The 15,482-nt window shown below is 63.4% G+C and carries 17 protein-coding genes; 2 read left to right on the forward strand and 15 right to left on the reverse strand.

Features of this window, described 5'->3' with window-relative positions; translation table 11 throughout:
• Nucleotides 1-62: 62 nt before the first annotated feature.
• The 12 genes from pdxJ to rpoE form a co-directional block, all read right to left on the reverse strand.
• Nucleotides 63-791, reverse strand: coding sequence for a pyridoxine 5'-phosphate synthase (gene pdxJ / locus MA04_RS14230; RefSeq protein WP_262461121.1), 729 nt, complete (start codon nt 789-791; stop codon nt 63-65).
• A 213-nt stretch (nt 792-1,004) separates the two neighbouring features.
• Nucleotides 1,005-1,697: a DNA repair protein RecO gene (gene recO, locus MA04_RS14235; RefSeq protein ID WP_262461123.1), complete on the reverse strand. Its 693-nt coding sequence runs from the start codon at nt 1,695-1,697 to the stop codon at nt 1,005-1,007.
• The gene (gene era, locus MA04_RS14240; RefSeq protein WP_022996735.1) at nt 1,675-2,583 is read right to left on the reverse strand and encodes a GTPase Era; all 909 of its coding nucleotides are present in this window, start codon (nt 2,581-2,583) and stop codon (nt 1,675-1,677) included. The genes recO and era overlap by 23 nt, the downstream gene beginning before the upstream one ends.
• Nucleotides 2,576-3,262 carry a ribonuclease III gene (gene rnc / locus MA04_RS14245; protein WP_163121604.1) on the reverse strand — a complete coding sequence of 229 codons (687 nt, stop codon included), beginning with the start codon at nt 3,260-3,262 and terminating at the stop codon, nt 2,576-2,578. Before rnc ends, era begins: the two co-directional genes overlap by 8 nt.
• Entirely contained in the window at nt 3,259-3,636 is a 378-nt protein-coding gene (locus MA04_RS14250) for a DUF4845 domain-containing protein (protein ID WP_014993892.1), read from the reverse strand. The genes rnc and MA04_RS14250 overlap by 4 nt, the downstream gene beginning before the upstream one ends.
• Before the next feature lie 4 nt (nt 3,637-3,640).
• Nucleotides 3,641-4,429, reverse strand: a complete 789-nt coding sequence (gene lepB, locus MA04_RS14255) for a signal peptidase I (RefSeq protein WP_262461127.1) — start codon at nt 4,427-4,429, stop codon at nt 3,641-3,643.
• Entirely contained in the window at nt 4,429-6,228 is a 1,800-nt protein-coding gene (lepA, locus tag MA04_RS14260; protein WP_262461129.1) for a translation elongation factor 4, read from the reverse strand. The genes lepB and lepA overlap by 1 nt, the downstream gene beginning before the upstream one ends.
• A 155-nt stretch (nt 6,229-6,383) precedes the next feature.
• Nucleotides 6,384-7,856, reverse strand: a complete 1,473-nt coding sequence (locus tag MA04_RS14265; protein ID WP_262461130.1) for a DegQ family serine endoprotease — start codon at nt 7,854-7,856, stop codon at nt 6,384-6,386.
• Nucleotides 7,857-7,954: 98 nt separating this feature from the next.
• The gene (locus MA04_RS14270) at nt 7,955-8,416 is read right to left on the reverse strand and encodes a SoxR reducing system RseC family protein (RefSeq protein WP_163121612.1); all 462 of its coding nucleotides are present in this window, start codon (nt 8,414-8,416) and stop codon (nt 7,955-7,957) included.
• Nucleotides 8,413-9,390: a MucB/RseB C-terminal domain-containing protein gene (locus tag MA04_RS14275; RefSeq protein ID WP_163121614.1), complete on the reverse strand. Its 978-nt coding sequence runs from the start codon at nt 9,388-9,390 to the stop codon at nt 8,413-8,415. Before MA04_RS14275 ends, MA04_RS14270 begins: the two co-directional genes overlap by 4 nt.
• Before the next feature lie 3 nt (nt 9,391-9,393).
• Nucleotides 9,394-9,984: a sigma-E factor negative regulatory protein gene (locus MA04_RS14280; RefSeq protein ID WP_163121616.1), complete on the reverse strand. Its 591-nt coding sequence runs from the start codon at nt 9,982-9,984 to the stop codon at nt 9,394-9,396.
• A 4-nt stretch (nt 9,985-9,988) separates the two neighbouring features.
• Nucleotides 9,989-10,573, reverse strand: a complete 585-nt coding sequence (gene rpoE, locus MA04_RS14285) for an RNA polymerase sigma factor RpoE (protein WP_014993885.1) — start codon at nt 10,571-10,573, stop codon at nt 9,989-9,991.
• Between the two features lie 368 nt (nt 10,574-10,941).
• Here rpoE and nadB point away from each other — a divergent pair, with 368 nt between their 5' ends.
• A complete protein-coding gene (gene nadB, locus MA04_RS14290) occupies nt 10,942-12,579 on the forward strand; it encodes an L-aspartate oxidase (protein ID WP_262461134.1) in 1,638 nt (545 codons plus the stop codon).
• Here the strand turns inward: nadB and MA04_RS14295 are convergent.
• Together MA04_RS14295 and MA04_RS14300 are read right to left on the reverse strand one after the other, a co-directional pair.
• Complete coding sequence (locus MA04_RS14295) at nt 12,563-12,973, reverse strand: hypothetical protein (RefSeq protein WP_262461136.1); 411 nt, start codon at nt 12,971-12,973, stop codon at nt 12,563-12,565. The two genes, nadB and MA04_RS14295, sit on opposite strands and share 17 nt — an antisense overlap.
• On the reverse strand, nt 12,933-13,190 hold the full coding sequence (locus tag MA04_RS14300; RefSeq protein WP_163121622.1) for an FAD assembly factor SdhE: 258 nt from the start codon (nt 13,188-13,190) through the stop codon (nt 12,933-12,935). The genes MA04_RS14295 and MA04_RS14300 overlap by 41 nt, the downstream gene beginning before the upstream one ends.
• A gap of 126 nt (nt 13,191-13,316) precedes the next feature.
• On the opposite strand from MA04_RS14300, the gene ygfZ reads away from it, so the two are divergent.
• Nucleotides 13,317-14,270 carry a CAF17-like 4Fe-4S cluster assembly/insertion protein YgfZ gene (gene ygfZ, locus MA04_RS14305; RefSeq protein ID WP_262461137.1) on the forward strand — a complete coding sequence of 318 codons (954 nt, stop codon included), beginning with the start codon at nt 13,317-13,319 and terminating at the stop codon, nt 14,268-14,270.
• Nucleotides 14,271-14,469: 199 nt separating this feature from the next.
• Here the strand turns inward: ygfZ and MA04_RS14310 are convergent, their stop codons facing one another.
• Nucleotides 14,470-15,453 (reverse strand): NAD(P)H-dependent flavin oxidoreductase, encoded by a 984-nt coding sequence (locus MA04_RS14310; RefSeq protein ID WP_262461139.1) that lies wholly within the window; start codon nt 15,451-15,453, stop codon nt 14,470-14,472.
• Nucleotides 15,454-15,482 lie beyond the last annotated feature (29 nt).

Raw genomic sequence — 15,482 nt, forward strand, 5'->3', positions numbered from 1 at the left:
AAGGTGTCTACTTTTTTGGGGCCGGTCCATCCGCGCAACTATTCACTGTTAACTGTTCACTATTAACTGCTTTCAATGGTTTTCTTCATTTCCCGCACCGCTTCGTGCAGGCCGCTGATCACCGCTCGGGCGATGATGGCGTGGCCGATATTGAGCTCGTTGATGCCGGGGATGGCGGCGATGTCGCGGGTGTTGTGGTAGTGCAGGCCGTGGCCGGCGTTGACGATCAGGCCTGCCTTGAGGCCCAGCGCCACGCCTTCACGCACGCGCTCCAGTTCCGCCAGCCGCGCGGCTTCATTGGTGGCGTCGGCGTAATGGCCGGTATGGATCTCGATGGCCGGAGCGCCGCAGCGATGAGCTGCTTCAATCTGCGCCGGGTCGGCGTCGATGAACAGGGATACTTCGATCCCCGCTTCCGCCAGGCGATCACAGCAGGCTTTGATCCAGGCTTCGTTGCCGACCACATCGAGGCCGCCTTCGGTGGTCAACTCCTCCCGTTTCTCCGGCACCAGACAGCAGTGGGCCGGGCCGATATGGCGGGCAATGTTGACCATCTCCTCGGTGGCCGCCATCTCCAGATTCATGCGCGTCTGCAGGGTCTGCGCCAACAGTTCCACGTCACGATCCTGGATATGCCGCCGGTCCTCGCGCAAATGCACCGTGATCCCATCGGCGCCCGCCTGCTCCGCCACCAGCGCCGCCTGCACCGGCTCCGGATAGCGGGTGCCCCGCGCCTGACGCAAGGTGGCGATGTGGTCGATGTTGACGCCGAGAAGAACGGAAGAAGGCATGGGGATTGGCACCGTGGGTGGTTGGTGGGACAGCCATAATAACGGACGGGCAATGAACAGTTAACAGTGAATAGTGAACAGTGAATAGTGAACAGCTAAAGTCAAAACATCGTTGCAGAAACGCATAATTGTATTTGCGATACACGCAAAGTATCTTCGGCGGCACTTGTTTTCGCTATTCACTATTCACTATTCACTGTTCACTGTTAACTATCAGCTGGTGCCGCGAAATAATTCGCGGCTCCTGAGCGGTCTTCCGCCCAGGTGCGGCGCCAGGGCTTCGCGCAGCAGTTGTTTGGCCATGCGGCGCACGGCCGGGGTCCAGTGGTCTTCGGCCAGGGCTTGCAGGTCGGCGCCGGAGTGGCCGTTTTTGTTGGCTATCAGCCCCAGGTCCGGCACCCAGCCGTAGCGCAGTTCCGGCGAGAGCGGTTGCCCTTCGCCATCGTGTTCGAGCACCAGGCCGTAGCCCACCTCCTCCAGCAGCACCATTTCGAAACGGCGCAGGGTCACGTCCAGGGGCGTATCGCCTTTCAGCTCGTTCAAAGTGTGTTCGTAGGCGGGCCACAGGTCCGGATGGGGATCGTCGCGGTGCAGCAGGCGTACCAGCAGCTCATTGAGATAGAAGCCGCAGTACAAGGCGGTGCCGCTCAGGGAGACGGCGGCGCCGCGCGGTTCCACCTGACGCAAGGTACGGAGTTCGCCGCTGCCCCGCTGCAATTGCACCCACAACGGTACGAACGGGGCCAGCGCCGGATTGCGACGGCCGCCGCGGGCCACGGCGCCGACCCGGCCGCCGCCGGGCAGGAACAGGTCGAGAATCAGACTGGTGTTGCGGAACGGCCGGCGGTGCAGCAACCAGGCCGGTTCGAGGCCGTTGGCGCCGTCAGGATTGTCGCGAGTTGTCATAGCCCAGGGAACGCAGGGCGCGATCGTCATCGGACCAGCCGGCCTTGATCTTCACCCACAGATTGAGCATGACGCGGCGCTCGATCAGGTTTTCGATATCGCGGCGGGCCTGGGTGCCGATGCTCTTGATGCGCTCGCCTTTATCGCCGATGAGAATTTTTTTCTGCCCGCGCCGTTCCACCAGAATGGTGGCGGCAATGTCGGTGACACGGGGTCCGTCCTCCCACAGGTCGATTTCCACGGTGACCTGATGGGGGACTTCCTGGCCCAGCTGCCGAACCACTTTTTCGCGGATGATTTCCGCCGCCATGAAACGCAGGCTGCGATCGGTGAGCTGGTCCTCGTCGAACCAGAAATCCCCTTCCGGCAAGCGGGAAACCAGCGCCTGTTCCAACACGTCCAGGTTGTGTCCGCCCAGCGCGGACACCGGAATCACTTCGGCGAAATCGTGACGCTGGTTGAGTTTGTCCAGCAACGGCAGCATGGCCGCTTTGTCGTCCAGGCGATCCACTTTATTCACCACCAGGATCACCGGAATGTCGCCGGCCCGGGCCAGCAATGACAGCACGTGCTCGTCACCTTCATTCCACTTGTCGCTGTCCACCATGAAACAGATGACATCCACATCGGACAACGCCGACATGGCCGCTTCGTTCATGGCACGGTTGAGCGCCCGTTGCTGGCCGGTATGGATGCCCGGGGTGTCGGCGAACACGATCTGACAGTCGTCCCGGGTCAGAATGCCGTGGATACGGTGACGGGTGGTCTGCGGCTTGCGCGAGGTGATACTCACCTTCTGACCGATCAAATGGTTCATCAGCGTGGATTTACCCACGTTGGGACGGCCGATGATCGCCACCAGACCGCAGCGACGGGATTCACTCATGAGTCTGCTCCAGCCACTCCAGAGCCTGCTCCGCGGCCTGCTGCTCGGCACGCCGGCGGCTCGGGCCGCTGGCACGGAAGGTTTTCTTCAAGCCACTCAGTTCGCATTCCACCTCGAAGGATTGTTTCGGCGCCTGGCCGCTGATCGACAGCACGCCGTAGACGGGTAATTCATATTTGCGCGCCTGCAGCCATTCCTGCAAGCGGGTTTTGGCGTCCTTGCGCACGCTCTGCGGGCTGATCGCCGCCAGCCGGGCTTCGAACCAGCTCAGCACGACTTCGCGGCAGGCGTCTTCACCGCCGTCGATGACCATGGCGCCGATCAGGGCTTCCAGGGTATCGGCCAGGATGGAGTCACGCCGGTGGCCGCCGCTTTTCAGCTCGCCACCGCCCAGAATCAGGTACTCCCCCAGACCCAGCTCGCGGGCCACTTCCGCCAGGGTCTGGCCTCGCACCAGCGAGGCACGCATACGGGTCAGTTGCCCTTCCGCCGCGTCCGGAAAACGGTGGAACAGTTCGGTGGAAATGATCTGGCTGAGTTGGGCGTCACCGAGAAATTCCAGCCGCTCGTTATTGTGACGCCGGCTGACACTGCGATGGGTCAGCGCCAGTTCCAGCCGCTCCCCATCGCTGAAACGATAGCCCAGGGCCTTTTCCAAACGCTCACGGTGTTCGATCACGGCGCCGCCGATTTGCTGAATGTGTCCTGGAATGTCATCACCACGGACACATTGTAGAACAGCGGCTCACGGACTTCGTAATCCACCGCCACCGAAACACGGCCACCTTCCTTGCTCACCACCAGGTCATTGGCGGTGATCGCATTGACCTGGTTGATGATGAAACGCTTGCTGAGCGCGTCGCGGATTTCCCGCTCCGACATCAGCGCGGTCTTGCTGTCGCCAAGCAAGGAGACGGTCGCCGATTTGATCGTGTTGTACTCCATATACGCTGGCACCATGCGGAACGCGGCGGTGCCAAACACCGCCAGAACGATCAACACCACGATCCAGCCCAATAGGGAAAGCCCCCCCTGACGTGCGCGCCCTTTCATGTTGTTATTTCTCCACTTTGTCGATCGCGCCGTTGCGGGAGAAGCTGGGCAGCGAGAAGAACGGTTCCCAGTGCATCCAGATCAGGAACGCCTTGCCCACCACCAGATTCTCGGGGACGAAGCCCCAGAAACGGCTGTCGTTGCTGTTATCCCGGTTGTCACCCATGACAAAGTACTCCCCCTCGGGTACCTGCCACTTGCCCTGGGTGTTGCGGGGAATGACCTTGTCTCCGGTGTACGGATTGACCGGGCCTTCCTGGCGGATCAGATGCGGGTGTTCGCCGAGCATCTCGATGTACTCACGGCGCCAGGCCTGGCTGTTGCTGCCGTTTTTGATCAGGTCGCGCCGCACCGCTTCACCGTTGACGTACACCACATTATCACGCACTTCCACTTCATCACCGGGGAGACCGATCACTCGTTTGATGAAATTCTGCGCGCGGTTTTCCGGAAACTTGAACACCATCACATCACCGCGCTCCGGTTCGCCGGTCTCCAGGATCCTGGTGTTGGTCACCGGCAGGCGCAGCCCATAGGAGAACTTGTTGACCAGAATGAAGTCATGCACTTCCAGGGTCGGCAGCATGGATCCGGAGGGAATGGTGAACGGTTCCACCACGAAGGAGCGGATCACCAGCACCACGAAGAACACCGAAATCAACGAATTCGAAGTCTCCACCGTGCTGCCCAGACTTCCGCCTCTCTGACGCAGTTTAAACAGCCGGTCGAGTATCCATACCACCACGGTGACCAGCAGCGCCAGGGTCAACCAGAAGCCAATATCTATATCCATCAGTCATCCACCTTCAGCACGGCAAGGAAGGCCTCTTGGGGAATTTCCACGTTGCCCACCTGCTTCATCCGTTTCTTGCCCTCCTTCTGTTTCTGGAGGAGCTTCTTCTTACGAGACACGTCACCGCCGTAACACTTGGCGGTGACGTTCTTGCGCAGCGCCTTCACCGTCTGGCGGGCAATGATCTTGCTGCCGATGGCGGCCTGGATCGCCACATCGAACATCTGCCGGGGCACCAGTTCCTTCATCTTCTCGATCAGCACCCGGCCGCGATGGGCGGATTGATCCAGGTGGCAGATCATTGCCAGCGCATCGACCTTGTCGCCGTTGATCAGCACATCCACCCGCACCAGTTTGGTGGCCTGGAAACGCTCGAAGGCGTAGTCCAGGGAGGCGAAGCCCCGGCTCACCGACTTCAGCCGATCGAAGAAATCCAACACCACTTCGGCCATGGGAATGTCGTACACCAACGACACCTGCTTGCCCAGGTACTGCATGCCCTTCTGCTCACCGCGGCGCTCCACGCACAGGGTGATCACGTTGCCCACGTATTCCTGCGGCACCAGGATATTGACGCGGGCGATGGGCTCGCGGAATTCCTCGATCTTGTTGCCTTCGGGCAGCTTGGACGGGTTGTCCACGTACAGCAGGCTGTCGTCACTGAGCATCAATTCGTACACCACGGTGGGCGCCGTGGTGATCAGGTCCATGTCGTATTCCCGTTCCAGCCGCTCATGGATGATCTCCATGTGCAGCATGCCGAGGAAGCCGACGCGGAAGCCGAAGCCCAGGGCGTCCGAGGTTTCCGGCTCGTAGAACAGGGAGGCGTCGTTCAGCGCCAGCTTGGACAGCGCGTCACGGAAATCCTCGTAGTCGTCCGCGGAGACCGGGAACATACCGGCGTAGACCTGCGGTTTGACCTTCTGGAAGCCGGGCAGCGCCGGCACGTCCGGACTGTTGGCGTGGGTCAGGGTATCGCCCACCGGCGCACCGTGAATGTCCTTGATGGTGGCACTGACCCAGCCCACCTCGCCGGCTTCCAGATGCCGGGTTTCGGTGCGTTTGGGAGTGAAAATCCCCAGGCTGTCCACCACATGGGTCTGGCCGGTGGATTTGACCACGATCTTGTCGCCTTTCTTGAGGCGGCCGTGCTTGACCCGCACCAGACAGATCACGCCCATGTAGTTGTCGAACCAGGAATCGATGATCAGCGCCTGCAAACGGCCGCCGCGCTCCCCTTCCGGCGCCGGGATGCGCTCCACCAGCTGCTCGAGCAGGTCCTCGATACCAACACCGGTCTTGGCCGATACCCGGCAGGCGTCCATGGCGTCGATGCCGATGATCTCCTCGATTTCCTCGATCACCCGTTCCGGCTCCACCTGCGGCAGGTCGATCTTGTTCAGCACCGGCAGCACTTCCAGATCCTGCTCGATGGCGGTGTAACAGTTGGCCACCGACTGCGCTTCCACCCCCTGAGCGGCGTCCACCACCAGCAAGGCCCCCTCACAGGCCGACAGCGAGCGGGACACCTCGTAGGAGAAGTCCACGTGGCCGGGGGTATCGATGAAGTTGAGCTGGTAGGTTTCCCCATTGCGGGCGGTGTAGTGCAGCGTCACGCTTTGCGCCTTGATGGTGATGCCGCGCTCGCGCTCCAGATCCATGGAGTCGAGAACCTGCTCCTTCAGTTCCCGATCGCTGAGGCCGCCACAGGTCTGGATGAAGCGGTCCGCCAGGGTGGATTTGCCGTGATCGATGTGGGCGATGATGGAGAAGTTACGAATATGGGTAATGTCGGTCACAGATTGCCGCCAAGGAACGAAACGATGGAGGGCGATTCTAGCGGATTATGCACCCGGCAACCAAAGTTGTTGGTCGCCGGGCGCCATAAACCGCATCAGGCAGGCCGATCGCGGTCCTTTCGTCCGTGGAAAGGAATGGAAAGGACCGGCGATGATCACTGCCCCAGCTTGAGGGCGATGAAACGGGCGTTACCACCACGGTTGACCAGAGCCGGCACGGTGCCTTGCTCGGGCAGGCTCTTGACGATGTCCTGCAAGGCCTCGATGTCCTTGACCGGCTGGTTATTGAGGGACACCAGGATATCGCCGTTGCGGACTCCGGCGGCGCGGGCCGGGCCCTCTTCCACCTTGGCGACAACGACACCGGATTCGGCCTTGGCGCGGGCCAGCTCAGCGGCACTGGCGTCGCGCACCTGCAGGCCGAGCACGCCGCCCTGGGCGCTCTCGCTACCACCACCGCCGGCGGCGGCCAGGCGCGGGTCCTCGGGCAGTTCGCCGACGGTCACCGACAAGTCTTTCTTACCGCCATCACGCATCACGGTCAGAGCCACCTCGCTATCCGGTTTGATGGTGCCGACGATCTTCGGCAGGTCACCGGAACGCTCGATCTGGTGGCCATCGAACTCGATGATCACGTCACCGGGTTGCAAACCCCCGGCGGCGGCTGGCGAGCCTTCCACCACCTGGGCCACCAGCGCGCCCATGGGCCGCTCCAGACCAAAGGACTCGGCCAGATCCCGGTCCACCTCCTGGACCAGCACGCCGAGCCAGCCACGGCTCACCTTGCCGGTGTCCTTGAGCTGTTCCACCACGTCCATGGCCATGTCCATGGGGATGGCGAAGCTGAGCCCCATGTAACCGCCGGAGCGGCTGATGATCTGGGAGTTGATGCCCACCACTTCGCCATTCAGATTGAACAGCGGCCCGCCGCTGTTGCCCGGGTTGATGGCCACGTCGGTCTGGATGAACGGTACATAGTTGTCCGATGGCAGGCTGCGCCCCTTGGCGCTGACGATGCCGGCGGTCACCGAGCTGTCGAAGCCGAACGGCGCGCCGATCGCCAGCACCCATTCGCCCACCTTGAGATTTTCGGAGGAGCCGATGTTGACCACCGGCAAGTCGGAGGCTTCCACCTTGAGCAGGGCCAGGTCGCTCTGCTCATCGGCGCCCACCAGTTCCGCATCCAGCTCGCGGCGGTCCTGCAGGCGCACCACGATTTCGTCGGCGTCGGCGACCACGTGATTGTTGGTCAGCACATAGCCGTCGCTGGAGATGATAAAGCCCGAGCCCAGGGAGCGGACGTCCTCCTGTTCCGGCATGCCGCCGCCGAATTCATCGAAGAAGCGGCGGAAGAATTCCGGCAACTGCTCCATCTGCTGTTGCTGGTCGCTGGCGTCACGGTGGGTGACGGTGCTGATGTTGACCACCGCCGGCCCTTCTTTCTCCACCAGCGCGGAGAAGTCCGGCAGGCCGGTGACCAGCGGCTGGGAAGACGGCTGCGCCTGGGTTGGCGGGGCCGCTTGGGGCTGCTCCGCCGGCGCCTCTTGTTGCTCCGAACCACCGCAACCGGCGATCACCAGCCCCACCGCCAGCAGCGGCGGCAACAAATAGTGTTGAATCATTCCCATGGAAAGCTCCCTGTGCATCGATGGAGTCTCTTGCCACCCTTAAAAGGGCTTCTCTACCCCAAACAAACCCCGGTCAGTGTGTCTTGTGCTGACACCCGTTATGACGAAACGATCCTGACCGCCCCATCTTCCCGCGCCGGACAGCGGCGCAGGACCGTTGGTTGATACGCCCGGCCGCGATCACCACGATCACGCCAGCGATTGATGATGAAACCCAGCAGCAGGCCCAGCACCCCGAACAGCGCGGCGCCGTCGAACGGCAGCGGCAGGGCGCCGCCGAGCAGAGCGCCCGAAAACAGTAAAACCAGGGGTAAAGCGTAAACCCACAGAGCACCGCGCAGCAAAGCGCCTTCGGGAATGCCCACCACCACTTCCTCGTCGTCCTGGAAAGTGTCGCGGGTCAGCACGCGAAGACGGGCACGCTGCCCGCCGCTTTGATTGATCAGGCGGTGGCCGCAACCCTTACGGGCCTGGCAGGCATCACAGACACCGGCCCGCACGGTTTCCACCCAGATCGCGCCGGGCTCCCGTGCCACCACGCGCCCGTGCTCCTCGATCATTGCGCCGTGGAGACCTGTATTGATTGCATGACCCGTTCGGCCGTGGGCTGGGGGATTTCACCCACCAGGGTCATAAGGAAGGTAACTGGCCCGTTCTGGGTGTGGCGGCTGATCGCCACGGTGGGACCGACCCGGCTGACCCCCTCTTCGGGGCTGGCGCCGTCGGTGGCTTCGGCGAAAACGGTGAAGGTGGCGAGACCATCACTGTAACTCTGCGCCGCCACCGGATCCGCCACCGTGTCGACGCGGCGCCAATCCTGATCCACGGCCTCGAAACCGCCGGGCAGCCACTGCGCCTCGATGACGAAATTACCGGGCCGGGAAGACGCCACGTTTTCCAGGGCCCGTTCGCTGTGGGTCTCGGGCACATCGAAGTCCGACCGTTGCAGCCCGGGATTCAAATCCAGGGTGACGAATTCCACCCGCTCCAGTGCCAGACCGTTGCCATCCACCATTTCCGACTTCAGCAGCAGTTTGCTTTCGTCATCCAGCCACAGCCGGTAGCCGTAACGGTGGTTGTCCAGTGGCGCCACGCGCACGCGCAGGGTCGGGCGGCCGGCGACGCGGCCGTCACCGTCGAGGAGAACGTTGTACTGGGAAGGGATCGCGCTCGCCAGTCGGTCCTGGAATTCCAGTGGCGAGCCGTTGGCATCGGAGATCCGGGTCAAGGTGCCGTTGGAATGCAGACAGACCAGCTCCGGTCCGCGCCGCAACACCTCCACCAGGCGACCGTCGAGATGGGTCAGACGCTGATACTGATGATCGTCGAAGATCGCATGGCTTACCTCCATGGTGCTCACTTCGGCACCAAACTGATAGAGGAAACGGCCTTTATAGTTGAGTTGCCGGGACGCCTCGGACATGGATTGCAGCAGGGTCGCCGCGGGGGCTTCCTGAGCCGAGGCCGGCGGAGCGAGCAGCAGCGCCGGCAGCGGCGCTATCAGGGTCAGACCAAAAGCGAGGGTTCGCAGCATTCGTTAGCGTGCTCCGTTGCGGGCGTCCATGCTCACCAGACGGGCATAAGGCATCATGCCCTGACCGCTGTGGCGCGCGGCGAACTCACTGTGCCGCATCAGCATGGCGTTGACCCGCGGCTGGGCCGCGTTGACCTGCACCGGTGCCGTGCTGGCACCGCCACGGGCGCTTTGCGACACCAGCGAAAGATCGCCGAACGGACGGCTCATGCGCTGATCATTGGCGGCCAGGGTGTTTTGCGGCGCGCCGGAAGACACGGAAGAGCCGGAGGGCCCACTCCAGTACTGCCAGCCCACCACGGTGGCCGCGGCCACGGAGGCGGCCACCGCCACCCGGGCGAAACCACCCACCAGGCCGGACCGGCGCGCCGGCGCCGATTCCGCCGCCAGCGCCTCGGACAGACGCGCGTTAAAGGACGATGGCACCGGCCGAACCGCCTGGCCATGCATCACATCACGGGTAAGCTGCCAACGGGCCAGGGTATCCAGATCGCTCTCATTCAGCGTATCCAGATCCCGCAGCACCCGCCGCGTCTCGAATTCATTGGTTTCACCGTCCAGCAGGGCGGACAACACTTCAAAGTCCCGTTTCATGACCTCACCCTTTGTCTCCACGTTGCGACCCTAGCAGGGGTCGCACCGCCTCGTCGATGGCTTCCCGAGCCCGGAAGATGCGCGAACGCACCGTTCCCACCGGACATTCCATGACCACCGCGATGTCCTCATAGCTGAGGCCCTCGAATTCACGCAGGGTCACAGCGGTCTTGAGTTCCTGGGGCAGTGCCTCGATGGCCCGGTGGATTACTGCCTCCAGCTCCTCAGACAACACATGGGACTCAGGGGTTCCAATCTCGTGCAGGATTTCCGCGCCACTGTACTGTTCCGCCTCGGCGGCATCCAGGTCGGTGCCCGGAGGACGGCGCCCCTGGGCCACCAGATGGTTCTTGGCGGTATTGACGGCGATGCGGTAAAGCCAGGTATAGAAGGCGCTGTCACCGCGGAACCGCGGCAAGGCGCGCCAGGCTTTGATGAAAGCTTCCTGGGCCACGTCCTGGACCTCATCCTGGTCGCGGACGTAACGGCTGATGAGAGCGAAAATGCGTTGCTGGTACTTCAGTACCAACACTTCGAAGGCGCGCTGATCACCAATCTTGGCTTTTTTGACCAACTGTTCGTCGGACACCTAGCACTCCTTCGGGGTGGTCGTGGCAAGACGAGCGGCGACATCCCGTCGGCACGGCACGCACGGCGCATACCGACCAGGCGCCGATGGCCCTGTTTTTCCCGTCGTGAGCTGGTGTTGCAGAAGCACTGTGCCCCCCGGAACGTCGCGATCTTCGCCTTGCCCTGGCCGTGCCGGAGCGGATTCGGCCCCGCCAGCCAGGATTGAAGCGCGGTATTGTAACAGGAGTTGCCTGGACCGCTATACTGGCCTCCCTGAACATGGCCGGTTTTCACAATGGTTCAACAATTCACCTCCATAATGCGCCGCTTTGCGTACCGTCCCCGGTCACGGTGTCGAGCCGGCAGCGCGGATAACCGCGGATAGCTATGGCAACCTTCCATTACGACGTTCTGATCATCGGTTCCGGCGCCGCCGGCCTGACCGTGGCCCTGCGCCTGCCCGGCGACGCCCGGGTGGCCCTGCTTTCCAAGGGCGAACTGACCCACGCCAGCACCTATTACGCCCAGGGCGGCGTGGCGGCGGTGCTGGATGAATCCGATTCCATGGACAGCCATGTCCAGGATACCCATGTGGCCGGCGCCGGCCTGTGCCACGACGACGCGGTGCGGTTCACCGTGGAAAACGGCCCGGAAGCGATCCGCTGGCTGATTGAACAAGGGGTGGATTTCACCCGCATGCCCGGTGGCCAGGACGCGCCCCTGCCCTATCATTTGACCCGCGAAGGTGGCCACAGCCACCGGCGCATCATCCACGCCGCCGACGCCACCGGCGTGGCGATCTCCAGCACGCTGATCGACCGCGTCAAGGAAAAGACCAACGTGGAACGGTTCGAACACCGGGTGGCGGTGGACCTGATCACCCAGGTGCACAATGGCGAGCGGCGCTGCTGCGGCGCCTATGTGCACGACATACGCAGCGGCGAAACCGATGTCATTCTGGCCCGCTCGGTGGTGCTGGCCACTGGCGGCGCCTCCAAGGTGTACCTGTACACCTCCAATCCGGACGTGGCCACCGGCGACGGCATCGCCATGGCCTGGCGCGCCGGCTGCCGGGTGGCGAACATGGAATTCATGCAGTTCCACCCCACCTGTCTGTACCACCCCAAGGCCAAGAGCTTCCTGATCACCGAGGCAATCCGCGGCGAAGGCGGCAAACTGCTGCTGCCCAACGGCGAGCGTTTCATGCCGCGCTTCCATGAACGGGCGGAACTGGCGCCACGGGATGTGGTGGCCCGCGCCATCGACCACGAAATGAAGCGCCTGGGCGCCGATTGTCTGTATCTGGATATCAGCCACAAGCCGGCAGATTTCATCATCGAGCACTTCCCCACCGTCTACGCCAAGTGCCTGCAACTGGGTCTGGACATCACCCGCGATCCGATCCCGGTGGTGCCGGCGGCCCATTACACTTGCGGCGGGGTGATGATCAACGAAAACGGCGAAACCGACCTGCCCGGTCTGTACGCGCTGGGCGAAACCAGTTTCACCGGCCTGCACGGCGCCAATCGCATGGCCAGCAATTCCCTGCTGGAATGCCTGGTGTACGGCCGCTCCGTGGCCCGCCACATCAGCAAGCACCTTGCCGGTCTGCCGCTGCCGCGCGGCGCCGAGGAGTGGGACGACAGCCTGGTCACCGACTCCGACGAAGACGTGGTGATCAGCCACAACTGGGATGAGTTGCGGCGCTTCATGTGGGACTACGTGGGCATCGTGCGTACGGTGAAACGGCTGGAGCGGGCGCAGCACCGGGTGGATTTGCTGCAGAAGGAAATCAGCGAGTATTACAGCAACTACCACATCAGCAACGATCTGCTGGAGTTACGCAACCTGGTGGTGATCGCCGACCTGATCATCCGCTCGGCGCTGCAGCGCCGGGAAAGCCGGGGCCTGCATTTCATGCGCGAGTTTCCCGGCCCCCAGGATCCGCCACGGGACAGCGTGCTGGTGCCGGACAACAGCCCCTTGCACGAGGGCGCCCTTTCGCCGATCAGCGCCGCCGATTGAGCCAGAGCACCTGACGCAGCGGCGTGAGCGCCGCCTCCCCGGCCTGGTCGGCGAAGATCCAGACCCAGCCCCGGCCGGGACAGCGCAGTGCCAGCCAGGGCCCGGGCGTCCAGGCGCGGAACGGCGCCGTCACGGTGATCCGGCTCTCTTTCAGGTCCGGATTTTCCAGGTCCCCATTTCCCAACACCAGAGTCACTTCCGTGGCGGTGACCGCCACCGCCGTCACTAGCGGCGGCCGCCCCGCCAGCAACGGCGGTAATGCCCACCCCGGCACCGCGCTGTGCCACAGCGCCAGAGCGGAAATCAGCAAAGCGGCCAGGCGCAGACGGCGCGGCCAGGCCGAAGGGCGCAGCTCAAGACGGGGCGGAAACGAGGCCGAGTATGTGGCGGACATAGGCGCGTAACTCCGGGTCTTGCGGTTCCGAACGGGCGGTGAACCACTCCAGCATGTCGACGTCCGCGCATTCCAGCAGTTTCGGGAACAGTGCCCGGTTGGCCTCGCTATCCTGCTCGAAGTGATGATCCAGATAGCCGTACAGCACCACCTCCACCTCGGAAGCGCCACGACGGCACTGCCAGCGATAACGACGTTTCAGATCGGCCAGCGACATGTCTTTCCCCAACGATTAAGCGAACGGCAATTGTATGTCAGCGGATCATCCGGCGATATGGGCGAAAGCTGACAGCACCCGCTCCGATTCCCTATCATGTGTGACCAGCCAATAACCGGGAACACTATGAGCGCTTGGTCCTCTTTAATCGCGGAACTCTCCCCCGCCAACGGCGGCGTTACCACACCGGCCCTGGCGATCTGCGACCATCTGGCGGTGGTGCGGGTGCGCGGCGAGGAAGCGGGGTCCTATCTGCAAGGGCAACTCACCTGTGACCTGCAACGGATCGACCAGGGCGAGCACCATGCCGCCATGCATCTGTCGCTGAAAGGCCGAGGCCTGGTGAGCCTGCGCCTGATCCGCGATGACCAGGGCTATCTGATCCTATGCCCGGCGACCATGGCCGAGACGGTGATCCGTTGCCTGGAAAAATACCGCCTGCGTGCCAAGGTGACGTTTGAAGTGGCGGAGGATCTGCGCGTGATCGGACTGGCCGGAGCGCTGGAGCAAACCGGCCTGCCGCTGCCGGAAGCAGGCCACGGCCGCCACCATGATGGCCTGACCCTGCTGCGTTATCCGCTCACCGAGCAACTGCTGGTGATCGGCGCTGACGACGCCCTGGCGGAACTGAGCCGGGCGCAACTTAAGCGGGCAAGCCGCACCCCGATCGACGGCGAGGGCTGGCGTTTTCTCGATATCGGCGCCGGCGAAGGCCAGATCTACCCTGGCGGCGAGGATCTGTTCCTGCCGCAGGTGCTCAACTACGACCTGCTCGGCGGCGTCAGCTTCAACAAAGGCTGCTACACCGGCCAGGAAGTGGTGGCGCGCATGCACTTCAAGGGCAAGCTCAAGCAACGCATGGCCGCCTTCACCTACAACGGCCCACCCCTCTCCCCGGGACAACCTCTGCGCAACACCGACGGCCGCGCCGTCGGCGAGGTGGTCGACAGCGCCCGCGGCGAACCCACCCCCCGCCTGCTCGCGGTGGTGCGCCTGGACCATGAAGGAGAGTTGTTCGCTGATGATCAGGCGCTGGGGGCGGCGGCGATGGCACTGCCATATGGGAAAGGCAGTGAATAGTTAATAGGGAACAGTGAATAGTGAACAGCGAAAAGAAGGCGGCGTTGCGATGACGCAAGGGCCGTTTGCCGATCCGCAATAGCCCGCTTTTTTATTTTTCCAATCAAAGAGGCCGCACCCAGGTTTGGGCGCGGCCTCTTTGGTTTTAGTCAGCGCCTTTCGTAGCGCGCGCAACTATTCACTGTTCCCTATTAACTATTCACTGCTCTTTCCATTCTTCTTCCAGCGTCCGTACCAGCTCCGCCACCGGCATCTCCCGGGAACGGTGCGCCCCCGTGCCGGCCCAGAGGCTTTTCCAGTCGGCGCCGGCGCCTTTGCGCAAGGGGGAAGTCAGGCGGTGTTGTTCCGGGTAGGGGGCGATGTCTTGAGGGGCGCGCTCATCCATCCAGGCGTTGGCCAGGCCTCGTGCCCAGCGGCCGGACACCGCGCGGGTGACGCCGGTGGCGCCGGGGCCGGCTTCCGCCTCCGCCGTGTCCGCTTCATGGCAGCGCAGAAACGCCGTGCCCAGTTGCGCGGCGGCGGCACCGGCACGCATCACCCGCGCCATGTCAGCGCCGTCCATCAAACCGCCGGCGGCGATCAACGGCAGCGACACCGCTTGCCGGCAGGCCGCCAGCAGAGCGTCCAGCGCCATGCCCGGTGCCAGCGGGTCGACGCTGCCGCGATGGCCGCCGGCTTCTTCGCCCTGCAGGACAACGGCGTCAACACCGTCCTCAGCCAGCGCTTGCGCCTCCGCCACGCTGGTGGCGGTACCCACCAGGGCGATACCGCGCGCGCGGCAGGCGTCCATGCGATCCCTGGGCAGACGGCCGAAAGTGTAGGAAAACACCGCCGGGCGCGCTTCCAGCACCGCTTCGAACTGCTCGTCGAAGGACGGCAGCGGCGCGAACTGTTCCGGCATGGCCACGCCAGCGGCGGCATAGCAGGAACGCAGCGCCGCCTTTGCTTTCACCACTTGTTCGGCGTCCGGCGTTTGTGACGGCGGGATAAACAGATTGATGGCGAACGCATCGCCACCGGCGTCACGTACCCCACGGGCCGACTCGAGGATCGCGGCGCCGCTCAAATAGCCGGCGCCCACCGAACCGAGCGCGCCGGCCCGGCTCGCTTCGGCGACGAAACGGGCACCACTGATACCGCCGGCCATGGGCGCTTGAATCAAGCTGTAATGCTGGAAAGACATGCCTGGCTCCCTGCTTGGAACGAAGAAGG

The sequence above is a fragment of the Alloalcanivorax balearicus MACL04 genome, assembly GCF_025532145.1.
Lineage (GTDB): Bacteria > Pseudomonadota > Gammaproteobacteria > Pseudomonadales > Alcanivoracaceae > Alloalcanivorax > Alloalcanivorax balearicus.

Excerpts from the sequence above, each read along its gene's own strand:
- pdxJ (WP_262461121.1), bottom strand. The coding sequence starts at position 791 with ATGCCTTCTTCCGTTCTTCTCGGCGTCAACATCGACCACATCGCCACC.
- recO (WP_262461123.1), bottom strand. The coding sequence starts at position 1,697 with ATGACAACTCGCGACAATCCTGACGGCGCCAACGGCCTCGAACCGGCC.
- era (WP_022996735.1), bottom strand. The coding sequence starts at position 2,583 with ATGAGTGAATCCCGTCGCTGCGGTCTGGTGGCGATCATCGGCCGTCCC.
- MA04_RS14250 (WP_014993892.1), bottom strand. The coding sequence starts at position 3,636 with ATGAAAGGGCGCGCACGTCAGGGGGGGCTTTCCCTATTGGGCTGGATC.
- lepB (WP_262461127.1), bottom strand. The coding sequence starts at position 4,429 with ATGGATATAGATATTGGCTTCTGGTTGACCCTGGCGCTGCTGGTCACC.
- MA04_RS14265 (WP_262461130.1), bottom strand. The coding sequence starts at position 7,856 with ATGGGAATGATTCAACACTATTTGTTGCCGCCGCTGCTGGCGGTGGGG.
- MA04_RS14270 (WP_163121612.1), bottom strand. The coding sequence starts at position 8,416 with ATGATCGAGGAGCACGGGCGCGTGGTGGCACGGGAGCCCGGCGCGATC.
- MA04_RS14275 (WP_163121614.1), bottom strand. The coding sequence starts at position 9,390 with ATGCTGCGAACCCTCGCTTTTGGTCTGACCCTGATAGCGCCGCTGCCG.
- MA04_RS14280 (WP_163121616.1), bottom strand. The coding sequence starts at position 9,984 with ATGAAACGGGACTTTGAAGTGTTGTCCGCCCTGCTGGACGGTGAAACC.
- nadB (WP_262461134.1), top strand. The coding sequence starts at position 10,942 with ATGGCAACCTTCCATTACGACGTTCTGATCATCGGTTCCGGCGCCGCC.
- MA04_RS14295 (WP_262461136.1), bottom strand. The coding sequence starts at position 12,973 with ATGTCCGCCACATACTCGGCCTCGTTTCCGCCCCGTCTTGAGCTGCGC.
- MA04_RS14300 (WP_163121622.1), bottom strand. The coding sequence starts at position 13,190 with ATGTCGCTGGCCGATCTGAAACGTCGTTATCGCTGGCAGTGCCGTCGT.
- ygfZ (WP_262461137.1), top strand. The coding sequence starts at position 13,317 with ATGAGCGCTTGGTCCTCTTTAATCGCGGAACTCTCCCCCGCCAACGGC.
- MA04_RS14310 (WP_262461139.1), bottom strand. The coding sequence starts at position 15,453 with ATGTCTTTCCAGCATTACAGCTTGATTCAAGCGCCCATGGCCGGCGGT.